This window comes from Pseudomonas cuatrocienegasensis (assembly GCF_900110925.1).
In the GTDB taxonomy this organism is placed as follows: domain Bacteria; phylum Pseudomonadota; class Gammaproteobacteria; order Pseudomonadales; family Pseudomonadaceae; genus Aquipseudomonas; species Aquipseudomonas cuatrocienegasensis.
In genome coordinates, this window is sequence record NZ_FOFP01000009.1 from 87,987 (window position 1) to 103,803 (window position 15,817).

A 15,817-nucleotide genomic window follows, 5' to 3' on the forward strand; every position below is an offset into this window, starting at 1 on the left:
ATGCCGACTCACCTCGCAGCTAATCGTGCCGATGAATATCCCCAACCTGCTTACCGTGCTCCGCGTTGTACTGATCCCCATCTTTATCCTGCTGTTCTACATGCCGTTCAGCTGGAGCTATTGGGCAGCCAGTGCCGTGTTTGCTGTTGCCGCTGTCACCGACTGGCTTGACGGCTACCTGGCGCGTCTGTGGGAGCAAAGCACGCCATTCGGCGCCTTTCTCGATCCGGTCGCGGACAAGCTGATGGTCGCCACCGCGTTGGTACTTCTGGTGGCCGAACACGCCAACCTCTGGCTGACCCTGCCGGCGGCCATCATCATCGGGCGGGAGATCGTGGTGTCTGCGCTGCGCGAGTGGATGGCCGAGCTGGGCGCGCGGGCGCATGTTGCTGTCTCCAACCTGGCCAAGTGGAAGACCGCCGCACAGATGGTTGCGCTGGTCATCCTGCTGGGTAATCCGCCGCTGTTCACCATCTGGGTCGTGCTGGGTTACGTCCTGTTGATCATCGCTGCCGTGCTCACTCTATGGTCGATGTTGCAGTACCTGCTGGCCGCCTGGCCGCACCTGAGTATCACGGCCGAGAAGAAATAACTTTTTTGAATCAAGGGCTTGACGGGGCGTTCTGAAGCTATAGAATGGCGCCCGTCAACACGACAAGCGGGAATAGCTCAGTTGGTAGAGCACGACCTTGCCAAGGTCGGGGTCGCGAGTTCGAGTCTCGTTTCCCGCTCCAATTTCAACGGGCCGTTGCAAACGGCCCGTTTAGTTTCAAGGCTGAGTAGCAGAGTGGTTATGCACCGGATTGCAAATCCGTGAACGCCGGTTCGATTCCGACCTCAGCCTCCAATTAGAAAAGCCCCGTAAATCGATGATTTACGGGGCTTTTTGTTAACAGGCTAGACGCCTTGCGAGCAGCACCTGGGCTGTATATAGTCCAACCCCTGCCGTAGGCCATCATCCGCCCCGATGGTGAAATTGGTAAACACAGCAGACTTAAAATCTGCCGACCGCAAGGTCTTGCCGGTTCGATTCCGGCTCGGGGCACCATTTGCATGACTCAGTGTTCCCAGTGAACCTGACGTCCACTTAAACCGGCCTTTACAGCCGGTTTTTTTGTGCCTGCAATTCCTGCCGAGAGTCGACGACAGCGTGTTTAGCGCAGCCCCTGCCATGAGACTGTCGCGTAGCTGTCATATGCCTGCCATCGCCCCGAGGTGCAATCGTCCTGACGCTTAAGGAGGACGGCCATGCGCATCTGTGTAATCGGGGCAGGGTATGTGGGGCTGGTGACGGCAGCCTGTTTTGCCGAGATGGGCAACCAGGTGATTTGCCTGGAGCGCGACGCCCAGCGCGTTGCGCGGTTGCGCCGTGGCGATGTGCCGATTCATGAGCCGGGGCTGGAGCCTATGGTGCGGGCGCACCTGGCCAGTGGCGACTTGCAGTTCACCAGCGGCTGGAATGAAGCGCTGCGTGGTGTTGAGGTGGTGTTTATCGCCGTGGGTACACCCAGCGGTGAAGATGGCTCGGCAGATCTTAGCCATGTGCTGGCGGTGGCTGAGGCGCTGGGTCAGCAGTTGCAACAGCGCTGCGTGGTGGTCGATAAGTCCACGGTGCCGGTGGGCACGGCGGAGCGGGTGTCGCGTTGCATCGATGCCGGGCTGCGTCAGCGCGGCAAGACGTTCAGCGTAGCGCTGGCCAGCAACCCGGAGTTTCTCAAGGAGGGTGTGGCGATTGCCGATTTCATGCGTCCTGATCGGGTAATCATCGGCTGTGATGACGAGGACGCTCAGGAGTGTCTGCGCCGTTTGTACGCGCCGTTCTTGCGCAACCACGAACGCTTGCTGTGCATGGGTGTGCGAGCGGCGGAGTTCAGCAAGTACGCGGCCAATGCGTTTCTTGCCACCAAGATTTCCTTTATCAATGAAATGGCTAGCCTGTGCGCGCGCCTGGATGTCGATATCGAGGAAGTGCGCCGCGGCATCGGCAGCGATACGCGCATTGGCACGCATTTCATCTATGCCGGCTGCGGCTATGGTGGCTCGTGCTTTCCCAAGGATGTGCGCGCATTGATTCGCACAGCGGAGCAGGAGGGCGTCGAGCCGAGCATTCTGCGCGCGGTCGAGGCACGTAATGCGCTGCAGAAGACCCTGCTGTTTCAGGCAGTGCGTGAACATTTTTCGGGCTATATGCAGGGACGGGTCGTGGCGATCTGGGGGCTGGCGTTCAAACCCGGTACGGACGATATCCGCGAGGCGCCAAGCCTGGTGCTGATCGATGCGCTGTTGGCCGCCGGCGTACGGGTGCAGGCCTGCGATCCGGTCGCCACGTCCGCCGTAGCCGGGCGCTACGCCACAGCGCTGGCTGCTGGGCAATTACGCCTGGGCGAGTCGCCTTATCAGGCGGTGGAGGGCGCCGATGCCCTGGTGCTGGTGACAGAGTGGAAGCAGTTTCGCCAGCCGGACTTCCTGCGCGTACGCGGCCTGATGCGCATGCCGGTGCTGTTCGATGGGCGCAATATCTATGACAGCCAGCAACTGAGCGAAGCCGGGTTTCTCTATCGCGGCATTGGCCGGCCTGCAGCGGGCGATTGTAAGCAAAGTGCAGCCTGATAGACTGTATGGATATTTACCACTCGCCTCGCTAGGAGTCCCATGATCAAGAAATGCCTGTTCCCCGCCGCCGGTTACGGTACGCGCTTTCTGCCCGCCACCAAGGCGATGCCCAAGGAAATGCTGCCGATCGTAAACAAGCCGCTGATCCAGTATGGGGTCGAGGAGGCGCTCGAGGCCGGTCTGACGCAGATCGCCATGGTGACTGGGCGCGGCAAGCGCTCGCTGGAAGACCACTTCGACATCAGCTATGAACTCGAGCACCAGATCCGCGACACCGACAAGGAAAAATACCTGGTCGGTATCCGCCGTCTGATCGACGAGTGCAGCTTCTCTTACACCCGTCAGGTGGAGATGAAGGGCCTGGGCCATGCCATTCTCTGTGGCCGTCCGCTGATCGGTGACGAGCCGTTTGCCGTGGTGCTGGCTGATGACTTGTGCCTGAACCTGGAAGGTGACGGCGTACTGACCCAGATGGTCAAGCTGTACAACCAGTTCCGCTGCTCGATCGTCGCGGTTCAGGAAGTCCCCATGGACGAAATCCACAAGTACGGTGTGATCGCCGGCGAGATGATCCGTGACGATATTTACCGGGTGAACAGCATGGTCGAAAAGCCCAAGCCCGAAGATGCACCGTCGAATCTGGCGATCATTGGCCGTTACATCCTCACGCCGGACATTTTCGATCTGATCGAGAAGACCGAGCCGGGCAAAGGCGGTGAAATTCAGATCACTGACGCCCTGATGAAACAGGCTCAGGACGGTTGCGTAATGGCCTATAAGTTCAAGGGCCAGCGCTTTGACTGCGGCGGCGCCGAAGGTTATATCGACGCGACCAACTTCTGCTTCGAGAACCTGTACAAGACCGGCCGCGCTTACTGAGAGCGGTTGCTGCGCTGAACGAGAGGCCACCTACGGGTGGCCTTTTGCGTCTTAGGCGTGCCGCCCAGGTTCAAGGTTGAGGTAATGCCTCGGCCCCTGGTCCTAATGGTTGGCCGTAGCTGAACTCCACGGCCCGTCCCGATGGGTCGCGCACGCCACAGTAATAACCCACCGGAAAGGGTTCCTCGCGCGGCGCCCAGAGCAGGCAGCCGCTGGCCGCGGCGCGGGCGGCAATGGCGTCGACCTGTTCGCGGCTGGCCAGGGCGAAGCCGAGGTGGCTGTAGTCATCGTCGGCGCGTTCGTGGCGCTGGCCGCCCGGCATCAGCACAAAGATAAAGCGCTGGGCCTGGCCCGGCTCGGCCATCCAGACGATGCGTGAGCCTTTGCCGGCGCGCTCATGGACGACCTGCATGCCGCAGAATATTTGGTAGAAGGCGATGCTGGCCGGCAGATCCGGCACGTGCATCGCCAGATGGGTGAGGGTCGGGTGCATGGCTGTTCTCCTTTAATCATCAGGGCTCAGTGTAGGACCAGGCGCGCCCCGGTGCAGAGCTGGCGCGGCGATTCGGGTATGCTTGCCGCCTGCTTTGGAGGTGAACGATGAGCTACGATTTTGACCTGTTTGTGATTGGCGCCGGCTCCGGTGGTGTACGTGCCGCGCGCTTTGCTGCCGGCTATGGCGCACGCGTGGCCGTGGCGGAAAGCCGCTATTTGGGCGGCACCTGCGTCAACGTCGGTTGCGTGCCGAAAAAGCTGCTGGTGTACGGCGCCCACTACGCTGAAGACTTCGAGCAGGCCCGTGGCTTTGGCTGGAGCGCCGAGGCGCCGCAGTTCGATTGGACGACCCTGATCACCAACAAGGACCGGGAAATCAATCGCCTCAATGGTATCTACCGCAACCTGCTGCTGGGCAGCGGCGTGACCCTGCTCGAAGGCCATGGGCGGATGCTCGACGGCCATCGTGTCGAGGTCGACGGCAAGGTTTACAGCGCGAAGCACATTCTGCTCGCCACCGGTGGCTGGCCGCATATCCCCGACCTGCCCGGTAAGGAGCACGCGATCAGCTCCAATGAGGCGTTTTACCTCAAGCAGTTGCCCAAGCGCGTGTTGGTGGTCGGCGGCGGTTACATTGCCGTCGAGTTTGCCTCGATCTTCCACGGCCTGGGCGCCGATACCTCGCTGTTGTACCGCGGTGATCTGTTCCTGCGCGGCTTCGATGGCGCGGTGCGCAAGCACCTGCAGGCCGAATTGAGCAAGCGCGGCATGGACCTGCTGTTCAATGCCGACATTCAACGCATCGACAAGCAGCCCGATGGCAGCTTGCAGGCGACCCTCGAAGACGGTCGCACGCTGACGGCTGATTGCATCTTCTACGCCACCGGGCGCAAGCCGATGCTCGACAACCTGGGCCTGGAAAACGCCGGGGTCGCGCTGGATGAACGCGGTTATATCAAGGTCGACGAGCAATACCAGACCAGCACCGCTTCGGTGTTGGCCATTGGTGACGTGATCGGCCGGGTGCAGCTCACGCCGGTGGCCCTGGCCGAAGGTATGGCCGTGGCGCGCCGGCTGTTCAAGCCGGAGGAATACCGTCCGGTCGATTACCACTTGATCCCGACTGCGGTATTCAGTCTGCCGAACATCGGTACCGTCGGCCTCAGTGAAGAGCAGGCGCGCGAAGCTGGGCATCGGCTGAGTATCTTCGAGAGCCGCTTCCGGCCGATGAAACTGACGATGACCGATTCGGACGAGCGCACCCTGATGAAGCTGGTGGTCGATGCCGACACCGACCGCGTACTGGGTTGCCATATGGTCGGCCCCGACGCCGGCGAGATCATCCAGGGCCTGGCCGTGGCGCTGAAGGCCGGCGCAACCAAGCGCATCTTCGATGAAACCATGGGCGTACATCCGACTGCCGCGGAAGAATTCGTCACCCTGCGCACGCCGGTGTCTGTTGACTCATGAACATGGCGAACCTGTTTTATTTGGCCGACCTGTTCGGCGTTGCGGTCTTCGCCATTACTGGCGCGTTGATGGCCGGGCGCAAGTCGATGGACCTGTTCGGCGTGCTGGTAATCGCCATCGTCACCGCCCTGGGCGGCGGTACGCTGCGTGACTTGATTCTCGATAACCACCCGGTCAGCTGGATCCGCAACGATGTTTATATCGTCGTGGCCTCGCTGGCGGCCATCGGCACGGTGGTCTGGGTGCGTCTGACCCAGCCAATCCACGAGAAGGGTCTGCTGATCGCCGACGCCTTCGGCCTGGCGGTGTTCACCGTGATTGGCACTGAAGTGGCCCTGCAGCATGCCGTACCGCTGAGTACGGCGGTGATCATGGGAGTGATGACCGGTGTCGCGGGCGGAGTCATGCGGGATGTGATCTGTAACGAGATTCCGCTGATCTTCCAGAAGGAAATCTATGCCACTGCCTGCATTGCGGGTGCGCTGGTGTTTATTGTGTTGCGGGCAATGGACACGCCGCATTGGCTGGACACCGGGCTGGCGATGCTGGTGGTGCTGCTGATCCGTCTGGCGGCGATTCGCTGGCATGTATCGCTGCCGCGCTTTCATCTGCTTGATCGTGATTGAGGGAGAACTGCTGTGATTGAACGCCTGGACCATCTGGTACTGACTGTCGCTGACATCCCGACCACGGTTGCCTTCTACAGCCGCGTGCTGGGTATGCGCCATGAAACCTTCGGCCATGGCCGCAGCGCTCTGGCTTTTGGCCAGCAGAAATTCAACCTGCACCAGCATGGCAATGAGTTCGAGCCCAAGGCCAAATGGCCGACACCCGGCTCAATCGATCTGTGCCTGATTACCGAATGGCTGCTGGTGGATGTGCTGGCCCATTTGCAGGCCCAGGGCGTGACGATTGAGGACGGGCCCATTCAGCGTACTGGCGCGACTGGACCTATCGAGTCGGTGTATTTCCGCGACCCGGATGGCAACCTGATCGAGGTCAGTCGCTACCTCTGATGAACCGGTCTGCTGTGATCAGCGCGTGGGCCGGCCAGCAGCCAGGCGATAAGCCCCACAACGGGCAAAAGCGCAAGGGCGAACCACCAGGCGAACTTGCGATTCACATCCACCGTGCTGCGCCAGACGTGATAGATCGCCCAGAGGTTGAGCGCCGTCACGCCTATGGCGAGCAGGATTAGCAGGTAGCCCGAGGCGTCGCTCATTCGTCGTGAGCCAGGTTGACGCGGTTGTCCTTCGCCCCGGCGACCAGCAGGGTTTCGACTTCCTCCTCGGTGAGCATGGCGTTCCAGGCGTCGAAGCGGATCACCGAGGCGCGCAGGTTCTCATCGGTGGTAATGCTCAGGCGATGGATCGGCACCTCATTGAGCGTGCCATTGGCGGCGATGGTGCAGGTGCCTTTTTCCAGATCGATTGCAACGGACATGCGAACCTCCTGATGCCAGCGGCAGTGCCGCTAGCGAGTGCGGTTTAATTGGCGTGGGTAATGGCGACCAGGTCTTTGGCCATCTGCAGGTGATGCTCCAGCTTGGGCAGGGTCTCCTTGGCGAAAGCGCTGACTTGGGCATCTTCCGAGCTCACCGCCTCGCGAAACAGCTCGATGGTTTGCTCGTGGGCCACGACCTGGTTATTGGCGTAGGCGCGGTCGAAGGATTCGCCATCGCGCAGTTGCAGAATCATGGCTTTGGCCTTGCTCACCAGTTCGGCGTCATCGGCGACCTCCAACGCCTGATCGGCTGCCAGTTTGGCCAGGGCCTGATTGGCGGCGGTGTGGTCGTCGATCATTTGCTGGGCGAAGCTTTTGATATCTGCCGAGGTGGCCTTGTCCAGGGCCAGTTTGGCGGTCTCAATTTCCGCGATGCCCTTGGCCGATGCCTCGTCGATAAAGTTGCGCGGGGTAATGCTGTCGGCTGCCCAGGCGGTGAACGTGAGCGCGCAGAGCGCGGCGCAGGCGGTACCGGTGATGAGGGTACGTAGGGTCTTCATGGCTGGAGCTCCTTGAAGGGTGTGACGTTGAGAGGAATCCGACAGCACCTGATCTCATGACGTCTGGATGCTCAGGCTTAGCGGCCGGCTTACGGGGTCCAGGTACCGCCCGAGGTTTCGCATTCCTTGCGGACCTGCTCGACCTCATCGAGGGCGTAGTAGTAAGTGACCAGGCGGGCATCATCGGGAATGCGCAGGGACTGTTCTTCGTCTTCGCCGACGGCATTGTGGTTGGCCAGGGAGTCTTGGGTGAGGGCGGCACTGCAGCGCGCTACATGGCCCTGGGGGCAAGCCGGCACGCGGGTTTTCTTGACGTCGTGCATCTGCTCTTGCTCGTTGCTGCACGACCAGGCAATGGAGTCTGCGGGCATGCCCTGGTGTTCATAGCAACTCTGGCGTTCGACGTTGGCAATCTGCTCGCTGAGTGGCCGGGTCGTGACCTGACAGGCCTCGGCGAGGGCTTCGCCAGCCAGCATGAGCAATGCAAATGAATAATATGAGGCATGCATGGTGGTCCTCCTGGCCTGTTAGCAGGCGTCGGGGCTTTGCCGTTTTTGTGCAAGGTGCAGCGCATATCAAGCGGGTTGAGCGGTTTTTTGTTCGCGCCTTAAAGGTCTTGAGGCGTTGCGCGCCTGGGGAGTTCAGGCAGACGGACGAATGGTGTCTGTGCTCCTTGCAGCTAAAAGCCGATCGGATGACGCCGGCTGAACAGCTCCAGGCGCAGGCCAAACAGCTCGCGGTAGAACGCCTCCAGGCCGGTGTCCACGACCTTCTCATTGAGGGCGGCGAGGGGTGCCACTTCTTGCCAGGTCTCACCGCTACGGGCGTCATGGGTTTCGTAGGTAACGCGGTTTTCCAGCGGATGGGCGCTGAGGCGATAGTGGTTCATCTTGCCGCTGTCGGGATGGATGGCATGAACCGCCAGGTGATAAGGCAGCCCCGTGGTGTCCTGCTGCACCTGACTGGCGACGCCTTGGCGTGAGGCCTGCTCCGCCGCTTGTTGGAAGACCGGAGCAATGTATTGCTCCAGGCGCCGAGCAAGATCGCTGTAGTGTTTATTTTCAATAGCTTGCTCGTTATAGCTCATCTACTTTCTCCTAAAAATAAATGCCGGAATTCCCTACGCCGCCCGATGCTGCGCGCGAACGTCTGTGTGCAGTGGAGTGTGTCTGCCGGCTATTCGTTCGCCTGCCTATACAGCAGTTGGCGATGACCGGTCGTGAGCGCGCACGTCTGACGGACGGCGCTCAAAAAGACCCGAACCTCCGGCGAACCCGGGTTCTCCAAGCCATGACCGTAGCCAAGCGTTTTGCTCTGCTGGCAAGCGCGTAACTGACCGAGAGGAAAACCTGATGGATATGCCACCGAAGCATGGAACCAGCGATTTAGCGGGTACCGACACGCCAGACCGCAACAACAAGAATGCCAAGCTGGACCAACTGGATGCCTACCGCGAAGACGCCACCGGTCAGGACCTGACCACCAATACCGGCACGCGTATCGCGGATAACCAGAACTCGCTCAAAGTCGGCGAACGCGGGCCCACGCTGCTGGAAGACTTCATCCTGCGTGAGAAGATCACTCACTTCGACCATGAGCGTATTCCCGAGCGCGTGGTGCATGCACGCGGTGCTGGTGCCCATGGTTTCTTCCAGGCCTATGCGCCGTTGAGCGAGCTGACCAAGGCCGACTTTCTCAATGACCCGAGCAAAAAGACCCCGGTCTTCGTGCGCTTTTCCACCGTGCAAGGCCCGCGCGGCTCGGCCGATACCGTGCGTGATGTGCGCGGCTTTGCCGTGAAGTTCTACACAGACGAAGGCAACTTCGACCTGGTCGGCAACAATATGCCGGTGTTCTTCATCCAGGATGCGATCAAGTTTCCGGACTTTGTCCATGCGGTCAAACCGGAGCCGCATAACGAGATTCCCACCGGCCAGTCGGCCCATGACACCTTCTGGGATTTCGTGTCGCTGGTGCCAGAGTCGGCTCACATGGTGCTCTGGACCATGTCCGACCGGGCGATCCCGGTGACCTACCGGGCCATGGAAGGTTTTGGCGTACACACCTTCCGCATGGTCAACGCCGAGGGCAAGAGCGTCTTCGTCAAGTTCCACTGGAAGCCAGTCTCGGGCGTATTTTCCCTGGTCTGGGACGAGGCGCAGAAGCTGGCCGGCAAGGACCCGGATTTCCACCGCCGTCAGCTTTGGGAAGACATCGAGAAGGGCGACTACCCGCAATGGGAGCTGGGTGTTCAGGTGGTAGCCGAGGAGGATGAGCACGCGTTCGACTTCGACCTGCTCGACCCGACCAAGCTGATCCCCGAAGAACTGGTGCCGGTGCGACCGATCGGTAAGCTGACGCTCAACCGCAACCCGGACAACTTCTTCGCCGAAACCGAGCAGGTGGCCTTCCACCTCGGGCATATCGTGCCGGGCATCGATTTCAGCAACGACCCGCTGCTGCAGGGCCGGCTGTTTTCCTACACCGACACCCAGTTGCTGCGCCTGGGCGGGCCGAACTTCAACGAACTGCCGATCAACCGCCCGGTCTGCCCGTTCCACAACAACCAGCGTGATGCGCCGCACCGGCAGACCATCAACCGCGGTCGGGCATCCTACGAGCCCAACTCCATCGACGGCGGCTGGCCCAAGGAAGCTCCCGAGGCGCCGAGCAAAGGTGGCTTCACCTCGTACCCGGAAGCCATCAGTGCACAGAAGATTCGTCAGCGCAGCGCCTCGTTCGGCGACCACTTCTCCCAGGCGCAGCTGTTCTGGGCCAGCATGAGTGCGCACGAGCAGGCGCATATCATCAATGCCTACAGCTTCGAGCTGAGCAAGGTCGAGCGCATGCACATTCGCGAGCGTCAGGTGCATGAGATTCTGGCCAATATCGACGCGGACCTGGCGCGTCAGGTGGCGCTGAATATCGGCGTCAAACCACCGGCCGAGCAAGCCAAGAAGGGCGCCGCAGCCAAGGCCGTGAAGCCATCGCCTGCGCTGAGCCAGATGAACCTGCTGTCCGGCAATATCAAATCGCGCAAGGTCGCGGTGTTGATCGCCAACGGCGTGAATGACGCCGACATCGACAGTCTGGTCAGCCGCCTGCAGGCCGAAGGCGCCAGCCATAAGCTGATCGCGCCCTCGGTTGCTCCGGTGACCAGTGCCGGCGGCAAATCGCTGGTGCCGGATGCGTCCATGGAGGGCATGCCATCGATTGCCTTCGATGCGCTATTCGTGCCCGGTGGCAAGGCGGCCGTGGATGTTTTGCTGGCCAATGGCACGGCGCTGCATTACCTGCTCGAAGCGTACAAGCACCTCAAGGCCATTGCCTTGTGCGGCGACGCTGGCGACCTCGCCAGTCAACTGCGCTTGGAGATGGATGCCGGGCTGCTCAGTGCTGCGGATGCGCACGGCGTGCTGGATGCGTTCGTCACGGCCATGGCCCAGCACCGGGTCTGGGCGCGCGAGCCAAAGACGGCAGCTATTCCGGCCTGATAACGCAACGCTAAAACGCGGACCTGGGGGCATGCCTCAGGTCCGTTTTTTTGCTTGTTCGTTCAGTTATGGGAGCGAAGGGGCGCCCAGCTTTTATTCGCGACAGCATCGCGAATAAATTCGCTCCTACACAGGGTGCAGACCATAACGCAGCACCGGTATGAACCACCGTACAGGTGTAGGAGTCCCGCCTCGGGGCGAAGCGATTGCAGCCACTACGCCATATCGGCCTTGTGCAGGGCATTCGCCGCGCAGCGTGGCTCACACGAAAAATATCGGTGCCGTGCAACACAGCGCTGGGACATAGCTTTTGCTTTAGCTGCTATCGATGATCAGCGCGTGGCGCGCAGCAATTCGGCGCCTTGATCGGCGGGGGTGTCGAGTTCGACGGGGCGATGCGGGCGCGTAAGGCGCAGGATGCCGCGCAAAAAGGCCAGCGTCATCAGCAACCAGCCAACGACGACCAACAGCAAGAACATTTCCGGGCTCATGGTTCAACCTCCTGTTTGGCAGCCCCGCCAGCGCTGCCTGGCGCTACGCCGTAAGACGTTTGTGGCAACCCTGCATGGGCTTCATGACGTTTGAACCTGTCGTTGTGCCATCGGTTCAGGTTTGACGATCAACGGCAGCTCGGGTCCGGACTGCAGGCTGTAACGGCAACGACGCGGGAAAAATGGCTATGTCCCAAACCGTGTTGCAACCTCAAAACGGATTGTGTCGGAGCGAAGGGGGCCTAACCTTTAGTCGCGATTGTGCCGCGAATTTCGCGAATAAATTCGCTCCTACAACTCTCAACAGCCTATTGGGACACAGCTGGAAAAATCCTCTAAACACTGGTCGCGGCGCTCGGTCGAACAGCTGAAGTGCATTCGTTTGAATAAGACCCCGGAGGTGGGCGTGTCGATGAGTTATCCGTTGTATGACCCTAGGGCGCTGCGCGTATGAGTACCTGGCAGGTGATCGCCAGCACCCTGGCATCGGAGTTTTCCGACCTGAACGATGTCGAGCAGGCGACCCGCGTGACCTTGCGCATCGTGCTGGCTGCCGTGCTTGGTGGGCTGCTCGGCCTTGAGCGGGAAGTCCATGGCCAGGCTGCCGGGGTGCGCACGCATATGTTGGTGGCGCTGGGCTCGGCGCTGTTCGTGCTGGTCCCCGGTTTTGCCAGTGCTGAACCCGATGCCATGAGCCGGGTGATTCAGGGGGTGGTGGCCGGGGTCGGCTTTCTCTGTGCCGGGACCATTCTCAAGGAGAGCGGCGCGGCTCAGGTCAAAGGGCTGACCACGGCGGCAGGCATCTGGCTGACGGCGGCCATCGGCATGACCGTCGGCCTGGGCCGCGAGGCCACAGCGCTGCTGGCTACCTTGCTGGCCCTGCTGATTCTCAATGTGCTGCCAGACCTGATAAAGCGACTGGAAAAGCCGCGCTCCTAAGTGAGCGGCTAGAACGAAGCTATGTCCCAGTGTTGTGTTGCACTGGGATGATGCTTTTCGTGGGAGCCGCGACCCGCGGCGAATGCCATGCACATGCCGAGGTCACTGAATGGCTGCAATTGCTTCGCCCCGAGGCGGGGCTCCTACGCGTTTTCAGCGGCTCATACGGCTGTAGCGTTTGTGGCCTGGCCCGGGGTGCAACAGCCGATTGGGACATGGCCTAGAACAACCGCTTATCGGGCAGGGTAGGCAATTGCCCTGAACCTCGACCGTGACCGCTCAGTCCTGAACTACGGGGGCGCGGTCCGCGCCTCTGTCATTCACCCTGATGGAGCCCGTCATGAGCGTACAACAGACCCTTCCACCACAGCATCAACAGCGGCAGCCCGGTTTGGAGCAGGCGATGGACCCGCAGCCGGTGTACATCACCGCTGACTACCGCAGCGCCGGCAAGCTGACCGGCAAGGTCGCCATCATCACCGGCGCCGACAGCGGCATCGGCCGCGCCGTGGCAGTTCACTATGCCAGCGAAGGCGCCAACCTGGTGTTGCTGTATCTGGATGAGCACGATGACCTGGCGGTCACCCGTCGCGAGGTCGAAGACCGCGGTGTGCAATGCCTGGCTCTGGCTGGCGATGCCGCCGATGAGGGCTATTGCCGCAAGGTGGTCGAGCAGACGCTGAGCAAATGGGGGCGTATCGACATTCTGGTCAACAACGCCGGCGAGCAGCACCCGCAAGCGAGCCTGGAGGACATCAGCGAAGCGCAGTGGGAGAAAACCTTCCGCACCAACATCTTTGCCATGTTCCAGCTGACCAAGGCGGTGCTGCCGCACTTGCGCCGCGGTGCGAGCATCATCAATACCACCTCGATCACCGCTTACAAGGGCAGCCCCGGCCTGCTCGACTATTCCTCGACCAAGGGTGCGATCACCAGCTACACCCGCTCCCTGGCGATGAACCTGGCCGAGCGTGGCATTCGCGTCAATGGTGTAGCGCCTGGGCCGATCTGGACGCCGCTGATTCCCTCGACCTTCACCGCCGAGGAGGTTGCCGAATTTGGCGCCAATACGCCCATGGGGCGGCCGGGGCAGCCCGCTGAAGTGGCGCCGGCCTATGTCTACCTGGCTTGCCAGGACTCCAGCTACGTCAGCGGCCAGGTGCTGCATATCAACGGCGGCAGTGTGGTCAACGGCTGAGGTGGCGGTCACCGCCAGCCTCGTTGTAAACCCGGGCAGCGGCGCCAGCAGGCTACCAATCAGCCTGAACTTTTGCCGCTGCATCCCCCTCGGAACTAGCAGGAGGCACGCTCGCCAGCTTGTGGCGGCACCACGCCGCCGCCTGCTGGCTTTGCTTCTGCCTCGTCATTCAATACCCGGTCCACCGCACGCTGCGGTGGAGCCCCAAGGAGCCCAGCCATGACCGATCCCATGCCACCTGTGGAGCCTCTTTACCGTCCTCTGGACCTCGAAACGGCCATCGACCTGCCACGCATCGCCATCGAGCAGGTGGCGCCGATGCTCGATGACGGCCGCTTTGCCGTTAAGGCGGTGGTAGGCCAGGCGGTCACGGTCACGGCCGTGGTGTTCGCCGATGGTCACGACCAACTGGGCGCCGCCGTGCTCTGGCGTGATGAGCAGGACCCGAGCTGGCGCCGCGTGCCCTTGCAGGAGTTGGGCAACGACCGCTGGCAGGCGCAGTTCACACCCACCCACATGGGGCGCGCCGAATTCGTCATCGAGGCCTGGTGGGACCGCTATGGCAGCTACACCTATGAGCTGCAGAAAAAATACGCGGCCGGCGTCCCTGTGACCCTGGAGTTGCAGGAAGGCGAGTTGCTCCTGCAGCAGATTGCCGAGCAAGCCAGTGCGACCCAGGCCGAACGCGTGTTACGCCTGCTCGCCGAGCTGCAGCAGGCGCAGGCGCTGGAGGAGCGCGTGGCACTGCTGCTCGCCCCGGACAGCGTGGTGCTGCTGGCCGAGGCCAGTCGCCACCCGCATGTCGTGCGCAGCCAGCGCTACCCGGTTGATGTGGAGCGCCTGCGCGCGCAGTTCGCCAGCTGGTACGAGCTGTTCCCGCGCTCGCAGACCGACTCGGAGCAGCGCCACGGCACCTTTCGCGATGTCATCACGCGCCTGCCGGATATCCAGGCGATGGGCTTCGACGTGCTGTATTTCCCACCGATCCACCCCATCGGCAGCAGCCACCGCAAGGGCCGCAATAACTCCCTGGTGGCGGGCGAGAACGACCCAGGCAGCCCCTATGCGATTGGCAGCGAGGAGGGTGGCCACGAGGCGATTCACCCGCAGTTGGGTAGCGTTGAGGACTTCCGTGCGCTGGTCAGTGCGGCGCGCGAGCATGACCTGGAAATAGCCCTGGATTTCGCCATCCAGTGTTCCCCAGACCATCCCTGGCTCAGTGAGCACCCGGGCTGGTTCAGCTGGCGGCCGGACGGCAGCATCCGCCATGCGGAAAATCCGCCGAAAAAATACGAAGACATCGTCAACGTCGACTTCTACAACACTGAGGCGATCCCCAGCCTGTGGCTGGCCCTGCGCGATGTGGTGCGCGGCTGGGTCGAACTGGGTGTGACCCAGTTTCGCGTGGACAACCCGCACACCAAGCCATTGCCGTTCTGGGAATGGCTGATCGCCGATATCCGTACCGATCATCCCCAGGTGGCTTTTCTTGCCGAGGCCTTCACCCGGCCGGCGATGATGGCGCGCCTGGGCAAGGTCGGTTACAGCCAGAGCTACACCTATTTCACCTGGCGCAATACCAAGGCCGAACTGGCCGCCTATTTCACCGAGCTGAACGAAGCGCCGTGGCGCGACTGCTACCGGCCGAACTTCTTCGTCAACACGCCGGACATTAACCCGGCCTTCCTGCACCACAACGGCCGCCCGGGTTTTCTTATCCGCGCGGCGCTGGCGACCATGGGCTCGGGCCTGTGGGGCATGTACTCGGGCTTCGAACTGTGCGAAGCGGCGGCGGTGCCCGGCAAGGAAGAGTACCTGGACTCTGAGAAGTACCAGCTGCGCCCGCGGGACTATTACGCCCCCGGCAATATCGTCAGCGAGATTACCCAGCTCAACCGTATCCGCCGGCAGAACCCGGCCTTGCAGACCCACCTGGGGCTGCAGGTCTACACGGCGCATAACGACAACATCCTGTATTTCGGCAAACGCAGCGCAGACCTGGAGAACTTCATCCTGGTGGCGGTCTGCCTCGACCCGCACAACGCCCAGGAAGCGCATTTCGAGCTGCCCCTGTGGGAGTTCGGCCTGGGTGATGACGCCGCAATGCACGGCGAAGACTTGATGAACGGCCATACCTGGACCTGGCATGGCAAAACCCAATGGATGCGCATCGAGCCGTGGCATCAGCCATTCGGCATCTGGCGCATCCGCCCCGTTCGCACCGTTTGAGAGACT

16 protein-coding genes, 3 tRNA genes and 1 pseudogene are annotated in these 15,817 nt (G+C 61.6%); 13 read left to right on the forward strand and 7 right to left on the reverse strand.

All coding sequences use genetic code 11. The features are described from left to right. Positions 1-31: 31 nt before the first annotated feature. The 6 genes from pgsA (at position 32) to galU (ending at position 3,492) form a co-directional block, all read left to right on the forward strand. Entirely contained in the window at positions 32-592 is a 561-nt protein-coding gene (pgsA, locus tag BMW49_RS13870; RefSeq protein WP_069517277.1) for a CDP-diacylglycerol--glycerol-3-phosphate 3-phosphatidyltransferase, read from the forward strand. Positions 593-658: 66 nt separating this feature from the next. Then, positions 659-734 (forward strand) — tRNA-Gly (locus BMW49_RS13875). Between the two features lie 39 nt (positions 735-773). After that, a tRNA-Cys gene (locus BMW49_RS13880) sits at positions 774-847 on the forward strand. 114 nt (positions 848-961) lie between these two features. Further along, positions 962-1,048: transfer RNA gene (locus BMW49_RS13885), tRNA-Leu, on the forward strand. Positions 1,049-1,248: 200 nt separating this feature from the next. Continuing rightward, a complete protein-coding gene (locus tag BMW49_RS13890; protein WP_069517275.1) occupies positions 1,249-2,610 on the forward strand; it encodes a UDP-glucose dehydrogenase family protein in 1,362 nt (453 codons plus the stop codon). 42 nt (positions 2,611-2,652) lie between these two features. Then, entirely contained in the window at positions 2,653-3,492 is an 840-nt protein-coding gene (gene galU, locus BMW49_RS13895) for a UTP--glucose-1-phosphate uridylyltransferase GalU (protein WP_069517272.1), read from the forward strand. Between the two features lie 70 nt (positions 3,493-3,562). On the opposite strand, the gene BMW49_RS13900 is transcribed toward galU, so the two are convergent. Beyond that, positions 3,563-3,985: a VOC family protein gene (locus BMW49_RS13900; protein ID WP_069517270.1), complete on the reverse strand. Its 423-nt coding sequence runs from the start codon at positions 3,983-3,985 to the stop codon at positions 3,563-3,565. 107 nt (positions 3,986-4,092) lie between these two features. Here BMW49_RS13900 and gorA point away from each other — a divergent pair, with 107 nt between their 5' ends. Genes gorA through BMW49_RS13915 form a run of 3 tightly spaced genes read left to right on the forward strand, consistent with a single transcriptional unit; the run spans position 4,093 to position 6,473 of the window. After that, a complete protein-coding gene (gene gorA / locus BMW49_RS13905; protein WP_069517268.1) occupies positions 4,093-5,457 on the forward strand; it encodes a glutathione-disulfide reductase in 1,365 nt (454 codons plus the stop codon). Between the two features lie 2 nt (positions 5,458-5,459). After that, positions 5,460-6,083, forward strand: coding sequence for a trimeric intracellular cation channel family protein (locus BMW49_RS13910; RefSeq protein WP_069517266.1), 624 nt, complete (start codon positions 5,460-5,462; stop codon positions 6,081-6,083). A gap of 12 nt (positions 6,084-6,095) precedes the next feature. Next, a complete protein-coding gene (locus BMW49_RS13915) occupies positions 6,096-6,473 on the forward strand; it encodes a VOC family protein (RefSeq protein WP_069517264.1) in 378 nt (125 codons plus the stop codon). Here BMW49_RS13915 and BMW49_RS13920 read toward each other — a convergent pair. The 5 genes from BMW49_RS13920 to BMW49_RS13940 all read right to left on the reverse strand — a co-directional run bounded on the left by BMW49_RS13920 (position 6,464) and on the right by BMW49_RS13940 (position 8,547). Beyond that, positions 6,464-6,679, reverse strand: coding sequence for a PLD nuclease N-terminal domain-containing protein (locus tag BMW49_RS13920; RefSeq protein WP_069517262.1), 216 nt, complete (start codon positions 6,677-6,679; stop codon positions 6,464-6,466). The genes BMW49_RS13915 and BMW49_RS13920 overlap by 10 nt on opposite strands. Then, on the reverse strand, positions 6,676-6,900 hold the full coding sequence (locus BMW49_RS13925; RefSeq protein WP_069517260.1) for a DUF3203 family protein: 225 nt from the start codon (positions 6,898-6,900) through the stop codon (positions 6,676-6,678). The genes BMW49_RS13920 and BMW49_RS13925 overlap by 4 nt, the downstream gene beginning before the upstream one ends. A 44-nt stretch (positions 6,901-6,944) precedes the next feature. Continuing rightward, entirely contained in the window at positions 6,945-7,460 is a 516-nt protein-coding gene (locus tag BMW49_RS13930; RefSeq protein WP_069517258.1) for a DUF4142 domain-containing protein, read from the reverse strand. A gap of 89 nt (positions 7,461-7,549) precedes the next feature. Continuing rightward, positions 7,550-7,969, reverse strand: a complete 420-nt coding sequence (locus BMW49_RS13935; protein ID WP_069517256.1) for a hypothetical protein — start codon at positions 7,967-7,969, stop codon at positions 7,550-7,552. Between the two features lie 170 nt (positions 7,970-8,139). Then, positions 8,140-8,547, reverse strand: a complete 408-nt coding sequence (locus BMW49_RS13940) for a hypothetical protein (protein ID WP_069517254.1) — start codon at positions 8,545-8,547, stop codon at positions 8,140-8,142. A gap of 253 nt (positions 8,548-8,800) precedes the next feature. On the opposite strand from BMW49_RS13940, the pseudogene katE reads away from it, so the two are divergent. Beyond that, positions 8,801-10,954: pseudogene (katE, locus tag BMW49_RS13945) on the forward strand (catalase HPII); the annotation flags it as partial. Between the two features lie 332 nt (positions 10,955-11,286). On the opposite strand, the gene BMW49_RS24810 reads toward katE, so the two are convergent. Continuing rightward, entirely contained in the window at positions 11,287-11,445 is a 159-nt protein-coding gene (locus BMW49_RS24810) for a hypothetical protein (RefSeq protein WP_167362809.1), read from the reverse strand. Between the two features lie 450 nt (positions 11,446-11,895). On the opposite strand from BMW49_RS24810, the gene BMW49_RS13950 reads away from it, so the two are divergent. The 3 genes from BMW49_RS13950 to BMW49_RS13960 all read left to right on the forward strand — a co-directional run bounded on the left by BMW49_RS13950 (position 11,896) and on the right by BMW49_RS13960 (position 15,811). Next, positions 11,896-12,384 carry an MgtC/SapB family protein gene (locus BMW49_RS13950; RefSeq protein ID WP_069517250.1) on the forward strand — a complete coding sequence of 163 codons (489 nt, stop codon included), beginning with the start codon at positions 11,896-11,898 and terminating at the stop codon, positions 12,382-12,384. 340 nt (positions 12,385-12,724) lie between these two features. After that, positions 12,725-13,582, forward strand: a complete 858-nt coding sequence (locus tag BMW49_RS13955; protein WP_069517248.1) for an SDR family oxidoreductase — start codon at positions 12,725-12,727, stop codon at positions 13,580-13,582. Positions 13,583-13,801: 219 nt separating this feature from the next. Beyond that, positions 13,802-15,811: an alpha-1,4-glucan--maltose-1-phosphate maltosyltransferase gene (locus tag BMW49_RS13960; protein WP_069517246.1), complete on the forward strand. Its 2,010-nt coding sequence runs from the start codon at positions 13,802-13,804 to the stop codon at positions 15,809-15,811. Positions 15,812-15,817 lie beyond the last annotated feature (6 nt).